This is a genomic window from Emcibacter sp., assembly GCF_048269205.1.
Taxonomy (GTDB): domain Bacteria; phylum Pseudomonadota; class Alphaproteobacteria; order Sphingomonadales; family Emcibacteraceae; genus Emcibacter.
This window is the reverse complement of sequence record NZ_JBLXJC010000002.1, coordinates 116388-131923: the sequence shown is the minus strand read 5'-3', so window position 1 is coordinate 131923 and position 15536 is coordinate 116388. Positions and strand designations below refer to the sequence as shown.

Annotated in this window: 14 protein-coding genes; 6 read left to right on the top strand and 8 right to left on the bottom strand. The window is 56.5% G+C overall.

Annotation, left to right across the window (positions count from 1 at the left end):
• The first annotated feature begins 64 nt into the window (after positions 1 to 64).
• Positions 65 to 1450 (top strand): TrkH family potassium uptake protein, encoded by a 1386-nt coding sequence (locus ACN0YD_RS09360; protein ID WP_417319121.1) that lies wholly within the window; start codon positions 65 to 67, stop codon positions 1448 to 1450.
• Here ACN0YD_RS09360 and ACN0YD_RS09355 read toward each other — a convergent pair.
• Positions 1447 to 1956, bottom strand: a complete 510-nt coding sequence (locus tag ACN0YD_RS09355; protein ID WP_417319119.1) for a hypothetical protein — start codon at positions 1954 to 1956, stop codon at positions 1447 to 1449. The two genes, ACN0YD_RS09360 and ACN0YD_RS09355, sit on opposite strands and share 4 nt — an antisense overlap.
• Positions 1957 to 2057: 101 nt before the next feature.
• Here ACN0YD_RS09355 and argE point away from each other — a divergent pair, with 101 nt between their 5' ends.
• Together argE and ACN0YD_RS09345 are read left to right on the top strand one after the other, a co-directional pair.
• A complete protein-coding gene (gene argE / locus ACN0YD_RS09350; protein WP_417319117.1) occupies positions 2058 to 3227 on the top strand; it encodes an acetylornithine deacetylase in 1170 nt (389 codons plus the stop codon).
• A gap of 23 nt (positions 3228 to 3250) precedes the next feature.
• Entirely contained in the window at positions 3251 to 3823 is a 573-nt protein-coding gene (locus tag ACN0YD_RS09345; RefSeq protein ID WP_417319115.1) for a nitroreductase, read from the top strand.
• Positions 3824 to 3826: 3 nt separating this feature from the next.
• Here the strand turns inward: ACN0YD_RS09345 and ACN0YD_RS09340 are convergent, their stop codons facing one another.
• The 4 genes from ACN0YD_RS09340 to ACN0YD_RS09325 form a co-directional block, all read right to left on the bottom strand.
• On the bottom strand, positions 3827 to 4744 hold the full coding sequence (locus ACN0YD_RS09340) for an Hsp33 family molecular chaperone HslO (RefSeq protein WP_417319113.1): 918 nt from the start codon (positions 4742 to 4744) through the stop codon (positions 3827 to 3829).
• A gap of 1 nt (position 4745) precedes the next feature.
• Positions 4746 to 5693: an ornithine carbamoyltransferase gene (gene argF, locus ACN0YD_RS09335; RefSeq protein WP_417319111.1), complete on the bottom strand. Its 948-nt coding sequence runs from the start codon at positions 5691 to 5693 to the stop codon at positions 4746 to 4748.
• Between the two features lies 1 nt (position 5694).
• Positions 5695 to 6945, bottom strand: a complete 1251-nt coding sequence (locus ACN0YD_RS09330; RefSeq protein ID WP_417319109.1) for an aspartate aminotransferase family protein — start codon at positions 6943 to 6945, stop codon at positions 5695 to 5697.
• A 169-nt stretch (positions 6946 to 7114) separates the two neighbouring features.
• Positions 7115 to 7924 (bottom strand): ABC transporter permease, encoded by an 810-nt coding sequence (locus tag ACN0YD_RS09325; protein WP_417319107.1) that lies wholly within the window; start codon positions 7922 to 7924, stop codon positions 7115 to 7117.
• Between the two features lie 180 nt (positions 7925 to 8104).
• Here ACN0YD_RS09325 and ACN0YD_RS09320 point away from each other — a divergent pair, with 180 nt between their 5' ends.
• Positions 8105 to 8551, top strand: coding sequence for a GcrA family cell cycle regulator (locus ACN0YD_RS09320; RefSeq protein ID WP_417319105.1), 447 nt, complete (start codon positions 8105 to 8107; stop codon positions 8549 to 8551).
• Positions 8552 to 8672: 121 nt separating this feature from the next.
• On the opposite strand, the gene ACN0YD_RS09315 is transcribed toward ACN0YD_RS09320, so the two are convergent.
• From ACN0YD_RS09315 to ACN0YD_RS09305, 3 genes are all read right to left on the bottom strand, one after another.
• Complete coding sequence (locus ACN0YD_RS09315; RefSeq protein WP_417319103.1) at positions 8673 to 10439, bottom strand: methyl-accepting chemotaxis protein; 1767 nt, start codon at positions 10437 to 10439, stop codon at positions 8673 to 8675.
• 35 nt (positions 10440 to 10474) lie between these two features.
• A complete protein-coding gene (locus tag ACN0YD_RS09310) occupies positions 10475 to 11065 on the bottom strand; it encodes a PDC sensor domain-containing protein (RefSeq protein WP_417319101.1) in 591 nt (196 codons plus the stop codon).
• 90 nt (positions 11066 to 11155) lie between these two features.
• Positions 11156 to 12442 (bottom strand): OprO/OprP family phosphate-selective porin, encoded by a 1287-nt coding sequence (locus ACN0YD_RS09305; protein WP_417319099.1) that lies wholly within the window; start codon positions 12440 to 12442, stop codon positions 11156 to 11158.
• Between the two features lie 325 nt (positions 12443 to 12767).
• Between ACN0YD_RS09305 and ACN0YD_RS09300 the strand changes: the two genes are divergently transcribed.
• The gene (locus ACN0YD_RS09300) at positions 12768 to 14204 is read left to right on the top strand and encodes an amidohydrolase family protein (protein ID WP_417319097.1); all 1437 of its coding nucleotides are present in this window, start codon (positions 12768 to 12770) and stop codon (positions 14202 to 14204) included.
• Entirely contained in the window at positions 14201 to 15457 is a 1257-nt protein-coding gene (locus ACN0YD_RS09295) for an amidohydrolase family protein (protein ID WP_417319095.1), read from the top strand. The genes ACN0YD_RS09300 and ACN0YD_RS09295 overlap by 4 nt, the downstream gene beginning before the upstream one ends.
• Positions 15458 to 15536 lie beyond the last annotated feature (79 nt).

Below are 15536 nucleotides of genomic sequence, written 5' to 3'. Positions count from 1 at the left end.
TTTGATCGACTACAGGCCCATTTTACAGATAAACGGGCTGTTTCTGTTGATTTTGGGAGTGGGGATGCTGTTCCCGGCCCTCGTGGATGCCTGGGTCGGCAATCCTGACTGGCAGGTCTTTGCCGTTACCTCAGGCATTGTGACTTTTGTCGGCTCCATTCTGTTCGCTACCAATTTCGCCCGGCATGAGGAACTGACGGTGCAGCAGGCTTTCCTGCTGACGGTGAGTATCTGGGTTATTATCCCCACCTTTGGCGCCCTGCCATTTGTTTATTCCGAACTGTCTCTCAGCTATACGGATGCCTTTTTCGAGGCCATGTCCGGCCTGTCGACCACCGGCTCCACAGTGATTACCGGCCTTGACGGCGCGCCACCGGGTATCCTGCTGTGGCGCGGGCTTTTGCAGTGGTTCGGCGGCGTGGGTATCATTATCATGGCGGTAATTATCCTGCCGCTACTGCAGATCGGGGGTATGCAGCTGTTCAAGGTGGCGGCATTCGATACCTCCGAAAAAGTGTTGCCGAGGGCAGCCCAGCTGGGGTTTGCGATCTCCATTCTCTATGTGGCGCTGACCATGATCTGTGGTGTGGCCTTATGGGCGGCGGGCATGACCCCGTTCGAGGCCGCCTGTCACGCCTTTACCACCATTGCGACAGGTGGTTTTTCCACATCGGACGGGTCGGTGGGACATTTCGACAGTGTCCTGATTGATTATATCGTGCTGCTGTTCATGATTGTGGGCAGCATGCCGTTTATTCTTTATCTCAAGCTGGTGCGCGGACAATCCTGGGTTCTGTGGCAGGACAGCCAGGTGCGCTGGTTTCTGGCGCTTCTTGCCCTGCTTGTGGGATTTGTCGCGATCTGGTTGTGGCTTGACGGGCAGTATAGCCTGCCCGCCGCCTTGCGCTATGCCAGTTTCAATGTGATTTCCATTGTCACCGGTACGGGTTTCGCCACCACCGACTATACGGCCTGGGGATCACTGGCGGTGTTGTTGTTCTTTTTCATCATGTTCATTGGTGGTTGTGCCGGGTCCACCTCCTGCGGGATCAAGATTTTCCGTTTTCAGATCCTCTGTTCCATGCTGGTTACACAATTGAAACATGTGTTGAGGCCAAGCGGCGTGTTCATCCCGCGCTATAACGGTCAGCCCATCACCGAGGATGTGGCAGGCTCTGTGATCAGTTATCTGTTCCTGTTTATTGCCAGTTTTCTGGTGCTGGCTGTGGGGTTATCCCTGACCGGACTTGATTTCGTGACGGCGGTTTCCGGAGCCGGGACGGCCATGGCCAATGTGGGACCCGCGCTTGGGCCGATCATCGGCCCCTCAGGGACATTTCAGGCCTTGCCCGATGCGGCTAAATGGTTTCTCACCTTCGGCATGCTGCTGGGACGGCTCGAGCTGTTTGCGGTGATGGTGCTGTTTATTCCCACCTTCTGGCGCGCCTAGTCGTCGCTATTTTCCCGTTTCAGGTCTTCTTCCTCGATAATGGCGATCAGGGCCTGCCGCTGCAGGGCAAGCAGGGAGAAATGCTGGTCCACCCGCTGGATCAGTTCCCGCGCTTCGTCAGCACAAATCCGGCCGGGAGATTTGCTGTTGGGGCTCAGGCTTTCGAGGATGCCGCTGATATTTTCCGCATTCTTCTGGCTTGCCCGGCCGGCGATATCATGCCAGTCAACCTGATCATCAAGGGTTTCGATGGGCAGGAATACCCCGCCCGCCATATGGGCCAGATGTTCGGCGGCGACGGTGGCCCGGGTTTCCCGCGTCAGGGTTTCCACCCGAACAAAGGAGATATCCACGTCCTTGTTGGGATCGGTCAGGTCATAGGTACGTGTGCGCCCCAGCCCCAGGAGTTCCATGACCTGCGGAATGCCGCCTGCCTGACGGAATAATTCGCTGACAACAGCCTTGGTGGAGCCATATTTGCGGCGTTTCAGTGGATTGAACGACAAGATAATCCCTTTATTCTTGTGAGGTTATTGATTAAGTATAATATATCATCAAAATTCGCCCAGGCGACCGAAATGTAACGCCGCTTATAGACGGAAAACCCATGACTTCCCTGACTTCCCCCCAGATGCTGGAAAAACTTGTCGCATTTGACACCACCAGCTGGAAAAGCAATATGGCCCTGATCGATTTTATCCGGGACTATCTTGCCGGTGAGGGTATTGAAAGCCGGCTGTTTTTCAATGACGAACGAAACAAGGCCAACCTCTGGGCCACCATAGGCCCAACGGACGTGCCGGGTATCATATTGTCCGGCCATACGGATGTGGTCCCCGTGGACGGCCAGGAATGGGCAAGCGACCCCTTCGTTATGACTGAACGGGACGGGAAGCTCTACGGTCGGGGAACGTCTGACATGAAGGGGTTTATCGCCTGTGTTCTGGCGGCGGTGCCGGCATTTGCCGGATCAAACCTGAAAGAGCCGATCCATCTGGCCTTTTCCTATGACGAGGAAATTGGCTGCACGGGCTGCATGAGCATGATCGAGCATGTGCGGGATATGGACGTGAGGCAGAGAGCCTGCATCGTCGGTGAACCCACCAATATGAAAGTGGTCAACAGTCACAAGGGGCTCAGCACTCTGATCACTCGCGTGAGGGGTACAGAGGCGCACGCCAGTACCGATCAGGGGGTGAATGCCATTTATTACGCCAGCCGCATGATCGGTTTCCTTGATGATCTGCGCCGGGAGCTGAAAGAGAGGACTGCCGAGGTGGAGGGGTTTGAACCGCCCTATACCACGCTGGAGGTAGGGACCATTTCCGGTGGTGCGGCTCCCAATATCACCCCGGCTCATTGTCAGTTTGAATGGGAGTTCAGAACCATCCCCGGCACCGATCCGGAGGAAATTCCCCGCCGTTTGGATGAATTTGTCAAACAGGAACTTCTGCCCGAAATGGGGCCGGGGAAAGACGGACGTCCGCGCATTGATACCGAATACTCCTCCCGGGTGCCGGCGCTTTTGCCGGAAAGCGGTTCTTCTGCGGAAAGCCTGGTGCTGGCGCTGGCCCAAAGCAATGAAACGAGCGTGGTGTCCTATGGTACCGAAGCCGGGCATTTTCAGGCCACCGGCGGTATTCCGACGGTTATTTGCGGACCGGGCAGTATATTGCAGGCGCATCGCCCGGATGAATATATTGAGCCAGGCGAGCTTGCGGCCTGTGATGAATTTTTGGAAAAACTCAGGGCTGTGGTCAGCACAAAGGCCACCTGAAAGTAAAGATATTGGAGTAGTTTATGTCAGTCATTGACGCCATCAGGAAAAGAAGAAGCAACGGCATGATTGAGGAGCGGGAAGTTCCCCGCGACCTGATTGAGAAAATTCTCGATGCGGCGGTCTGTACGCCCGTCCATTATAATACCAGCCCCTGGCGCTTTCAGGTTCTGACCGGAGAAGCGCGCAATCGGCTGGGTAAATATATGGCGCAGTGTTTTGTGGAAAACCAGCCCGACCCGGAGGCCCCGGCGGTCAAGGCCAAGGTGCCGGTGATCGAGAAAAAGGCCCTGCGTGCGCCGGTGATTATTGTGACGGCGGCGGCCAAATCCGCCAATCCTCGCGCCATAGAAGAGGAAGACGTGGCCTCGGCCACTGTTGCCTGCCAGAATATTCTGCTGGCGGCGGAAGAACTGGGGCTTGCCTGTATCTGGCGCACCGGAAGTTTCACCTATGGCGATCGCATGCGGGAACTTCTGGGCTTTGAAGAAGGAACCAGACTGACCGGTTTCATGTATCTTGGCTATCCCGCCAAACAACCACCTGCCATTGAACGCCCCACATCGGGCCCTTACACAGAGTGGTTTGATCAATAGGGATTAGTTGAACAGCTTTTTCAGTTCGAAGATGTGATCTGTTTTGCAGAATTCGCAGGTCATGGTGATGACGCCGTCTTCCGCCATGTCCTTGAGATCGTCAGCGTTGAAATTGGCCAGTACCTGACGCAGCTTATCCTCTGAGCAGCGGCATCCGTTGGTCAGGGGCACAGGATCGAATACCCGCACACCGCCTTCATGGAACAGCCGGAACAGCAGGTCCTGCAGGGACAGTGTCTCGTCCAGAAGTTCCTTGTCCGTCACACTGTCCATCAGGACACAGGCATTCTGCCAGTCATCCGCTTCCGGGGCGTCTTCCCGGTTGCGGATACGTTCCAGGTCCGTATTTCTGGCCAGATGCTGGATCATGATGGCCGCGCCTTGCCAGCGGCCTTCAGCAGTACGCTCACAGACAATTCTGACCCGGGAAGGAAGCTGTTCCGAGGAATGGAAATATTCCACGGCGGCCTCGCTGAGTGTTTCCCCCTCCAGCGCGACAATACCCTGGTAACGGTCCATGAACTTGCCCTGGTCGATGGTGATCAGCATATGGCCCTTGCCCATCAGGCCGGTGAGGGTAATCTCTTCCGGTGCGGTCCATTTCTCAGGATCATACTGGGCGCAGGCCCGGATCACGCCGCTGCCTTCGCCGGCGGTGGCGAAATCGGCCACCAGGAAGCTGACGGCCCCGTCGCCGCGGATCTGCACGGTCAGGATGCCTTCATATTTCAGCATGCTGCCGAGCATGGCGGTCATGACCATAATTTCCCCCAGTTCGCGGGAAATGGCCTCCGGCAGCTTGTGGGTTTCCAGTATCCGGTTGAGGGTATCATCCAGGCGGACAATGCGTCCCCTGATGTCCCGGCCTTCAAGGCTGAAGGGCAGGCAGGCATCGCTATGGACGGGCTCGGGACTGCTCATGTTATTTTCCAAAACACCACATCAGGATGCTTTTCTGGATATGGAGACGGTTTTCCGCTTCTTCCCAGATCACCGACTGGGGACCGTCGATGACTTCGTCGGTCACTTCCTCGCCCCGGTGGGCCGGCAGGCAGTGCATGAACACGGCATCCTGGTCGGCGGCCCTCATCAGCTGCTTGTTGACCTGGAAGGGCGCCAGCACCTGAAGCCGGCGCTCTGAATCGTCATCGCCCATGGAGACCCAGGTATCGGTGATCACACAATGGGCGCCCGATGTGGCTTCCTCCGGCTCGTGGGTCAGGCTGACCTTGCCGCCGTTGGCTTTTGCCCAGTCCATGACCTGTGACGGCGGAGCGAATTCCACCGGGCAGGCCAGCGCCAGTTCACAGTCGAACAGCACCGCCGCGTGAATCCAGGATACGGCCACATTGTTGCCATCGCCGGACCAGGCGATCTTCTTGCCCTTGATGTTGCCCACGGTTTCCTCGAAGGTCAGGATGTCGGCCATCACCTGGCAGGGATGGGAAAAATTGGTCAGCGCGTTGATCACCGGCACCCGGGCAAATTCCGCCATTTCCAGCAGCGCCTCGTGGGTATTGGCGCGCAGCATGATAGCGTCCACAAATCCGGACAACACCTGGGCGGTGTCGGAGACGGTCTCGCCGCGGCCAAGCTGCATGTCGCCGCCCTGCAGGATGACAGCACTGCCGCCAAGCTGGTGGATGGCCATTTCAAAGGAGACACGGGTGCGGGTGGACGGCTTTTCAAAGATCATGGCCAGGCTTTTATCGTCCAGCGGCCGGTCGGGATGAACAAATCCCTTGCCGTGTCCGCGGGCGACCGCTTTAAGGGCCTTCGCCTTGTCAATGATCTCCCGGGCTTCCGCCTTGCTCAGGGAAGCAAGATCAAGAAAATGTTTTTGCGGCGCCTCGAGTTTGAAGGCAGTCATCTTAGTCCCCCGTGTCGCTGTCTGCTTTTTTGGCATCAACGGCCTTTTTGACCACCGCGCAGGTTTTTTCCAGAAGGCCGATACCCTCGTCGATATGTTCCTGGGCAATGATCAGCGGCGGTAGAAGACGCACCGTATTGTCACCGGCGGCCACCACCATCAGGCCGTTTTTCAGCGCTGCGGCGATAAATTCCGGCACCGGCGTGTGCAGTTTGAGGCCGAGCATCAGCCCCTTGCCGCGCACCACGTCAATCACATCCGGATAGCTGGAGCCCAGCTTGACCAGCGCCTTGCGCAACTCATAGGACATCTGGTCCACATGTTCCATGAAGCCCTTGGCCAGCATCACGTCCAGCACCGCATTGCCCACTGCCATGGCCAGCGGGTTGCCGCCATAGGTAGAGCCGTGGGTGCCGGCCTTCATGCACTGGGCCACCCGATCGGTGGTCATGCAGGCGCCGAGCGGAAAACCGCCGCCGATCCCCTTGGCGGTGGCCAGGATGTCGGGGGTGATCGGGCTATGCTGATGGGCGAACAGCTTGCCGGTCCGGCCCATGCCGCACTGGACCTCGTCAAACATCAGCAGAATGCCGTGCTTGTCGCAAAGATCGCGCAGGATCTGCAGGTTCTCGCCAGACACCGGGCGGATCCCGCCTTCGCCCTGCACGGGTTCGATCAGGATGGCAGCCGTCTCTTCGGTGATGGCTGCTTCCACCTTGCTCATATCCTTGTGGAAGGGCTGATGGTCGAAACCGTCCATCATGGGCCCAAAGCCCTTGACCAGTTTTTCGGCGCCGGAGGCGGCAATGGTAGCCAAAGTCCGGCCGTGGAAACAGCCCTCGAAGGTGATCACCCGGTAACGGTCCGGGTTGCCGTTGTCGTTATGGAATTTGCGGGCCATTTTGATGGCGCATTCCAGGGCCTCGGCGCCGGAATTGGTGAAGAACATGCTGTCGGCAAAACATTCCTTGCTCAGCCGTTCGGCCAGGCGCTCCTGTCCCTCGATCCGGTAAAGGTTTGAGGTATGCCAGATCTTCCCGGCCTGTTCGGTCAGGGCCTTGACCAGCACCGGATGGCAATAGCCCAGGTTGTTGACGCCAATGCCGCTGCCGAAATCCAGATAGCGATTGCCATCTTTATCCCAGGCATAAACACCTTCTCCTCGCTCAAAAGCGACATCTGCCCGGGCATAGGTGGGCAGCACGGGGGGAACAAGGTTTTGATCCGCATTATCGCTCTGACTGTTTTTCATAACTGGCTCTCTGGTTCAATTTCCAATAGTCTGGTCCCTTGTTCTCGGGACCCTTTAAAAGAGGCGAACTATCCCCGGAACCTTAGGGTCTGTCAATAAAAAGAATATGACAAGGGGATAAATTTGCGCCTCCCGGGATTTGTGGCGTTTTCCGGGGCTTTCCGGACCCTCAGGGTCGGAGTCGATAGCCGCTTTTGATCATTCTATAACAGACTGTCCACATAATCACGTTGAGAATGGTCAGATAGGCAAGGCCGATGAGCGGATCGCCGTCGGAGCGGCCGATCATGCCATAGCGGAAACCGTCGATCATATAGAAGAAGGGGTTCACCTGGCTTAAGCTATGCCAGATGCCCGGCAGCCGGTCGATGGAATAAAAGGTGCCGGACAGGAACGACATGGGCACAATGATGAAATTGTTGATGGCGGTCGATTGTTCGAACTTCTGCGCCCAGATGCCGGCAATCACGCCCAGCAGGGACAGAAGCATGGTGGTGGCCACGCCGAAAAAGACAATGGCCCAGATATGGCTGAAGGGCATGCTGACGAACAGGAACATGCTGAGTGTCAGCATGATCGCCACCAAAAGGCCGCGGGTCATGCCGCCCATGACGTAGGCAAAGGCCATTTCTGCGGGGGAGAGAGGGGCCAGCAGCACATCGACGATATTGCCCTGCATCTTGGCCGACATGATCGAAGAGGACGGGTTGGCATAGGCGTTTTGCAGCGCCGCCATGATGATCAGGCCCGGGGCCAGGAACATCTGGTAGGGAATATCGCCCGACACCCGGCTTGATCCGCCCAGCGCCAGGGTGAAAATGGTCATGAACAGGAAGGTGGTGACCACCGGGGCCAGAACCGTCTGGCCCAGCACCTTGTAAAAGCGCCAGACTTCCTTCCAGTACAGGGTGCGCACGCCGATCCAGTTGACCCGGCTGATTTTCTTTTCCCTGAAAAGCGGCAATTGTTCCTGTGACATTTCCGATCCATTTCTTGTCAAGGGGCTCTTTTAGCGCAGAAAGTCGTCCCCGGCAAGAGCCCGGCCAACAGATATAGAGTAATCCTTACTTGACTTTTTTTGCCACGGCATTAGACATTTTTGCTCTTTACGCGTTATACTGCGCGATTGAAAAAGTTGTGATTTAAGGAAACGGAACATATGGCCTGGACAGACGAACGGGTAGAGAAACTGAGAGAACTCTGGGACAAGGGGCTGAGCGCCAGCCAGATTGCCAAGGAACTTGGCGAAGGCGTGACCCGCAATGCGGTCATCGGCAAGGCCCACCGCATGGGGCTTGCCTCCCGGCCATCGCCGGTGAAGGCGGACCCGGCCAAGAAACCGGCCAAGAAGGCGGCGGAGAAGGCCCCGGCGCCAGCCCGGAAAAAGGCCGCCGGCGGCAAGGTCAGCCTGCTGGAGCTGACCGAACGCATGTGCAAATGGCCGATCGGCCATCCGGGCGAGCCTGATTTTCATTTTTGCGGCAAGTCGTCCCGGCCGGGCTTCCCCTATTGCAATGATCATTGCGCGGAGGCCTATCAGGTGCAGCAGCCGCGCCGCGACCGCCGGGCGAACCGGGGCCGGATCAGCGCCACACCGGTGCGGTGAGGGCAGAGATCAGTTCTGAAACACAGAAGGCGCCGCTTGGCGCCTTTTTTGTTGGGGAAGAAAAACGGCCGCCCTGGTGAATTCAGGACGGCCGTTTGTTGTCTGACATAGGAAACCGGGTTTAGTTGCTGCGGATTTCCTGCAGGAATTCGGTCACTTCCGAGCCCAGCCCGTTCGCCTGTTGCTCCAGCTCCCGGGAGGCGGCGAGCAGCATATCGGCAATCTTGTTGGTTTCGGTGGCCACATTGCTCACATTGGTGACATTCTGCCCCACTTCCTGGGTGCCGGTGGCGGCGGCCAGGGAGTTGCGGCTGATTTCCTGGGTTGCCGCCGTTTGCTCCTTGACGGCGTCGGAAATCGAGGTGGAAATGTCGCTGATGTTGTCGATGGTCGAGGCGATTTTATTCACCGAGGTCACAGCCTCGCTGGTCGCGCCCTGGACGTTGGAGACCTGCTGGGCAATGTCATTGGTGGCCTGGGCGGTCTGGTTGGCCAGGGTCTTGACCTCGTTGGCCACAACCGCAAAGCCGCGACCGGCATCACCGGCCCGGGCCGCCTCGATGGTGGCGTTAAGGGCCAGCAGGTTGGTCTGCTCGGCAATATCGTTAATCAGGGTGACAACTTCTTCAATCTTGGTGGTGGCGTCAGAGAGTTCCTGAACCTGGCTTCCGGCCTGGCGGGCTTCATTGACGGCATCCCGGGAGATCGTGGCCGCCTGGTCCACCTGACGGCTCACTTCCGCAATGGAGGCGGCCATTTCCTCGGCCGCACCGGCAACGGTCTGCACGTTTTCCCCGGCCTGGCGGGAGGCGTTGGCCGCCGACATGGCTTCGGAAGACGTATCAGTAGAGGCCTGGGACAATTCAGTGGCGGTTTTGCCCATGGCGGCAATGGACTGGGTGACCTTTTCAAGCAGGCTCATGACGCGGGATTCAAAATCATTCGCAAGATTGCGCATCATTTCGGTCCGTTCACGGTCGGCCTGCTCCTTGGCTTCGGTTTCCTGGCGGGCGGCTTCTTCAGCACGTTGCCGTTCTTCCTGCTCAAGGCGCCGGGCCTGTTCTTTTTCTTCCTCTTCGCGCAGGCGGGCTTCTTCCTGCATCCCGACAATCCGGATGGCATTATCCTTGAAGACCTGGACGGCCCGGGTCATCTCGCCAATGTCATCGGCCCGCTTGAGGCCTTCGATTTCCACGTCATTGTTGCCTTCGGCAAGTTCAAGCATGGAAGAGGTCAGACCGACGAGGGGACGGGTCAGGACCCTGCTGATCACCAGCATCAGGGCGCCGGACATGATGACCACGGCGAGGACGCTGTATATAATCTGGCTGAACTGGGACCGGCTGATGGCATCGTGGATCTTGTGCTCGCTCCAGGCGATGGCGATGGTACCTGTTTTGGTACCTTTGTTGTCGTACACTGGCACGGCAACGATCGTATGATCCACGGTTTCCTTCATGAAATTCTGACCTTCCTCGAGCTCGAGGGCCTTGCCCTTGAGAAAGTTTTTCAGATCATATTCCTTGAGTTCCTTGGACTGGTACTGATCAATAATTTCGCCAGCGGCGTTTACTGCGGCAAAGGTCGCGAGGGTGGTATCGTTCTCCTCTGCCAATGTCATATAGACCTGCTGGATATTTTCAGTCTTCTTAAATCGGATCGCCAGAGGAAGCTGGGAGGCGATCAACTGGGTAAAAATAACCGAGTCAGAGTGTGTCTGCTTCAGCAGTTCGGTACTCAGCCGGCTTGACTGGAATATAACGAAGAAACCGCACAGTGCCACAATGCCCAATGTGACAATGGAAAGGATCTTTCGTCCCACCGGCATGGCGGCCAGTTTACTAAAAACTGCAGAAGATTTATTAATCTGCATAATATTGACTGTCATAATCGTCTCTCCAACAGGCGGTTTCTTCTGCTCACTCAGAGCATTTCAGCATTCATGCCGATTGTAATCGCTCCGATCACTTCACCTGAGTCCGGGTCGGAAATGGCTACGCTGACCTGTACCTGATAGGTTTGTGAGGATTCGTCAAACTCGACTTCGCTGACATGGATGGCGCCTGAACCGGCCTGGTATGTCTTTTGCCATTTGGCTTCGTCACCCTGCCAGTAATCGGATGTCAGATCGCTCTGGCCAACGTTCAGGCCTTTGTTGTCCATGGCAAAGATTTCTGTGTAGAGGCCCTGTGAGGCGTCGCGGATCTTTTTAAGGTAACCGGATGAATCGTTGGCAAGGACAGCTGAAGTCATGGCGCCACCGCCATTTTTAACCTCTGCGCGCCAGGCCTGGTCTTTTGCGTCAATGTCGGCCTGCCCAAGGGAAGCATTTTGCGCGTTCTGGGCCTTGATGCCGGAAATCAGAGTCGGGTTGTTGATCCAGGCCATGGCCTTTTCTTTAACATGAGCCCGTGCACCGTCTTCCTGTGCTGTGGCGATTGTGCCGGTAAAGGCAATCATGGCAAGAGCGTAGATTGCGGCGGGAATAAACTTGGAAATCTGTTGTATGCTCATCTTAGGCCTCCTTTGACCCTTCTTTATAAAAACTGGGAGGAGGGGGCCTGGGTATTAAACCAGGCCCCCCTGTAATTTGATCAGTCGGACTTACCAGTCCACATTCAGGCGAAGGCCAACGACATCTGCGGAATTGGTTCCGTTTGCCGCCAGATCGGATACTTCGCTGTGGCCATAGTCCAGCATGGCGCGGATATAGCGAGTCATGTACCAGCTCAGGCTAACGATGTAGCTTTCCTGTTTGCCGCCATAAATGCCGCTGTCTGTCAGGTCCAGGGTGTCATAGCGGGCTGTCAGCATCCAAAGGCCGGATCCGCCGCTTTTCCCGAACGGGTCATCCACTTTCGGGCGTCCCCATGTTCCATTTTTGAGATTGATGGGACGGCTTTCGCCGGTCAGGACGTAGCCCACTTCGGCATAACCGCCGGAGAAGCCAGCGTTTTCACCCACGGCAACGGCATCGGTTGCGCTCAGGAAGGCATATTCCACAGCACCGAAGAAGGAACCGTAAGAGAAGGCAGCCTCGGCAGCCACCATATTATCTTTGCTGGTGCCACTGGCGCTTGTCAGTGTACCGGAAAGATTGGTGATGGCTTTGGCTTTGTAGCTGATGTTGTCGTCATTCATGTCACGCAGACGACCGGATACACCCACAAGCCAGGTTCCGCTATCGGATTTCTGGCCATAGGTGGCGCGGGCCGCAGCGATCCAGCCTTCTTCGGTATTAGAGCTGAACTTGTTCGTGCCCTGGAAAATACCGGCGGTCAGGCTCCAGCCTTTGCCGTTGGTTGCGGCTTTGACGCCCATGGCGCGACCGAAGTCAAAGGCGCTTTTGAAGGCTCCGCGTTCCATCAGGCTTGTCTGACTGATTGCAGTCAGGGCTTCAAGGGAGTTCGGAACCTTGCTCTGACCGACAGTCAGAGACCAGTCACTTGCTTTGAACTGCAGGTAGGCATCCTTGACGCTGACGCTGTTGCCGCCAAAGTCGGCTTCAAATTTATATTTGATATTGTCAGCGGCCATGCCTTCCACACCGAGCCAGGCGGCCCGAAGTTTGGTGCCGGAAAAGTCGAAGGTATTGTTTTCGTCGCTACCGGTGCTCCAGTCAATCATGGCGCGGCCACGAATGTTGAAGGAATGTTTTTTGTCAACAGAAGTCAGGGTCGGTGCAGGGTCAGATGAAGAAAAGACAACTGCCTTTGATCCCGCGTCCTTGGTGTCGGCTGTTTTGCCAACCATTTGTTCGAGAGCATTCAGGCGATCTTTGAGGGAGCTGATTTCAGCCTGAAGTTCATCTTTGGTTTGAGCCAGACTGGCCGATGACAGGCATGTGGTGATGAGCAGGGCTGAGCCCGCGATTTTGGTGAAACGATTCAACGTTACCTCCTTATACTTACTATGGCGCCGATCTTTATCGGCATTGGGTACTATTCTTAAAATCGGATATTATAAGTAACTTATGAATAGTTAAGTTTATGTAAACACGTAAAAAATCGATATCTCAACAAGGATAAGCCATAGAAATGCAGGAGAATTTGACGGTATTTTGACTCATTATAAAGTTCGTTTTTGGCCAGTTTGCCGGTTACATAATTACTTGTTCCCACAAATTGTATAATTTGTTAGGCTTCTCCTCCGGGGCGCGTGTTGCCCCTCTCAAAACTGAAATAAAGAGCAAACTCTTAACCTGCGGGGATATCTTATGAAGAAACACAGGAAGGCATTGGCCTGGCTGGGCGTGGCGTCAATGACGCTGACGTTGGCAGGCCTGGTTGGCTCCGGTGTCGCGACGGCACAATCCGACGACAAGAAAGAGCGCGCGCCGCTGGTCCATGTTAACAAGGACCCCTACCCAAGCACCTACACACCCTTTCCGTCCCAACTCACCGCTATCACGGGGGCGACGATCCTGGACGGCAACGGCAACATGATTGAAAACGGCGTTGTCATCATGAATGGTGGCAAGATCGTCTCTGTGGGCGAAGGTCTGGATATCCCGGCAGAGGCGAAAGTGGTGGACGGCACCGGAAAATGGGTGACGCCGGGTATCATTGACGTGCACAGCCATCTTGGCGTCTATCCGGCGCCGGATCACAGTTCCACTGCCGACGGCAACGAGGCGACAAGTCCGGTAACTGCTGATGTCTGGGCCGAACATTCCGTCTGGCCCCAGGATACGGGTTTTGCCCGGGCGCTGGCCGGCGGCATCACCACCTTGCAAATTCTGCCCGGCTCCGCCAATCTGATCGGCGGGCGCGGTATCACGCTGAAGAACGTGCCGGCCCGCACGGCGGAAGGCATGAAATTCCCCGGTGCGCCTTACGGTCTGAAAATGGCCTGCGGGGAAAACCCGAAACGGGTTTACGGCAAGAAGGGCGGCCCTTCCACGCGCATGGCCAATATGGCGGGCTATCGCAAGGCCTGGATCAAGGCCCGGGATTACAAGGAAAAGTGGGATAAATATTACGCTGATTATGAAGCCGGCGAAGATGTCAGTGCCCCGACACAGGATCTGGAGCTGGATACCCTGATGGGGGTGCTTAACGGGGAAATTCTGATCCATAACCATTGTTACCGGGCTGACGAAATGGTCAGCATGATTAATATGGCGCATGAATTCGGCTATAAGATCTCCACCTTCCATCATGCGGTGGAAAGCTACAAGATCGCCGATATCCTGGCGAAAGAGGGTGTCTGCTCCGCCATGTGGGCGGACTGGGGCGGCTTCAAGCTGGAGGCCTGGGACCGGATCAATGAAAATATTCCCATGGTGGCCAAGGCCGGCGCCTGTGCCATTGTCCATTCGGATTCAGATGTTGAAATCCAGCGCCTGAATCAGGAAATGGCCAAGGCCTGGGCCGATGGCAGAAAGGTTGGTATCAATTTCAGCAAGGCGGAGGCCTTCACATGGTTGACGAAAAAGCCAGCAGAAGCCCTTGGAATTGCGGATAAGACAGGAACTCTTGAGGCCGGAAAGATGGCCGATGTGGTTCTCTGGTCCACTGACCCCTTCTCCACCTATAGTCTGGCAGAACAGGTCTATATCGACGGCGCGCTGATGTATGAGCGCGGTAATCAGAACTTGAGCCCGCAAAGCGACTTCGAAGTCGGCCAGAATACGAAGGGAGACCACCAATGAGACAGTTTCTGATAACAGGTGTTATCACCCTGACGCTTTCCCTGCTGCCCTTTGCAGCCGGGGCTGAAACCGTGGCCATCACCGGCGGCAAGGTCATGACCATGGGCAAGTCCGGTGTGATCGAGAACGGCACCGTGCTGATTGAGGATGGTAAAATCAAACAGGTCGGCAAGGATATCTCTGTGCCTAAAAATGCCCGTGTGGTTGACGCCACCGGCAAGGTCGTGGTGCCGGGCTTTATGTCCAGCCACACCAAGATCGGTCTTAGCGAAATTTCCCTGACCAAGGATTCCAACAATCACAGCGCCAAGGAGGCGCCGTTCTCGGCCGCCTTTGACGTACGCTATGGTCTGAACCCGGAAACTGTTGAAGTAGCCAATAATCGGGCGGAGGGTCTGACACGGGCTGTTGCTGCTCCCGGAGGTTCCGATCGCCTGTTCGCCGGCAGCGGCGCGGTGGTGACCCTTTCCTCCGGACTTCATGCAGTCCGCGGGCCGGTATTTGCCCATCTGGATGATGGCGGCAATGCCGGGGTAGCCTGGAACAGGATGCGGATTATCCTCGACCAGGTGAAGGCCTATGCCAAAAACCGCTCCGACGTTCTGGAAGGAGACGGCCGCAGCGGCTTCCTGCTCACTCTCGAGGATATGGAGGCCCTGATCCCGGTGGTCAGGGGTGAGCGCAAGCTTGCCCTGGCGCTGGAGCGGGCGGCGGATATTCGTCAGGCCATTGCCCTCAAGGAAGAATATGACCTTGATCTGGTTCTGCTTGATGTGCCGGAAGCCTGGAAAGTGGCGGGTGACCTTGCCGCCGCGGAAATTCCCGTGGTGATCGATGCCCAGGCGGACCTGCCGTATCAGTTCACCAGCCTTGGCTCTACTCTCAACAATGCGGCCCGGCTGGAAAAAGCCGGTGTGACTTTTGCCATCTCCGGTCTTGGGGAAACCCATCGGGCCTATCTGGTCAACCAATGGGCGGGCCTTGCCGTGGCGCACGGGCTCTCTTACGAGGGGGCGCTTAAAGCCATTACTGTCAATCCGGCTAAAATCTTCGGCATTGCTGATAGCTACGGCACCCTGGAGAAGGGCATGGAGGCTGATGTTGTGGTCTGGGATGGAGATCCGTTGGAGGTCACGTCCAATCCGGAACATATCTTTGTTCGCGGTGTGGAATATCTCCGGGTCTCCCGCAAGACCATGCTTCGGGATCGCTATATGAAGCTTGATCCCGATATGCCGCACGCCTATCACTAGAACGATCTGCCGCCGGGCGGGATAACCGCCCGGCTGGTACTTTCCCTGGCTTTCGGCCAATCAGAAAAATATCCGGGAT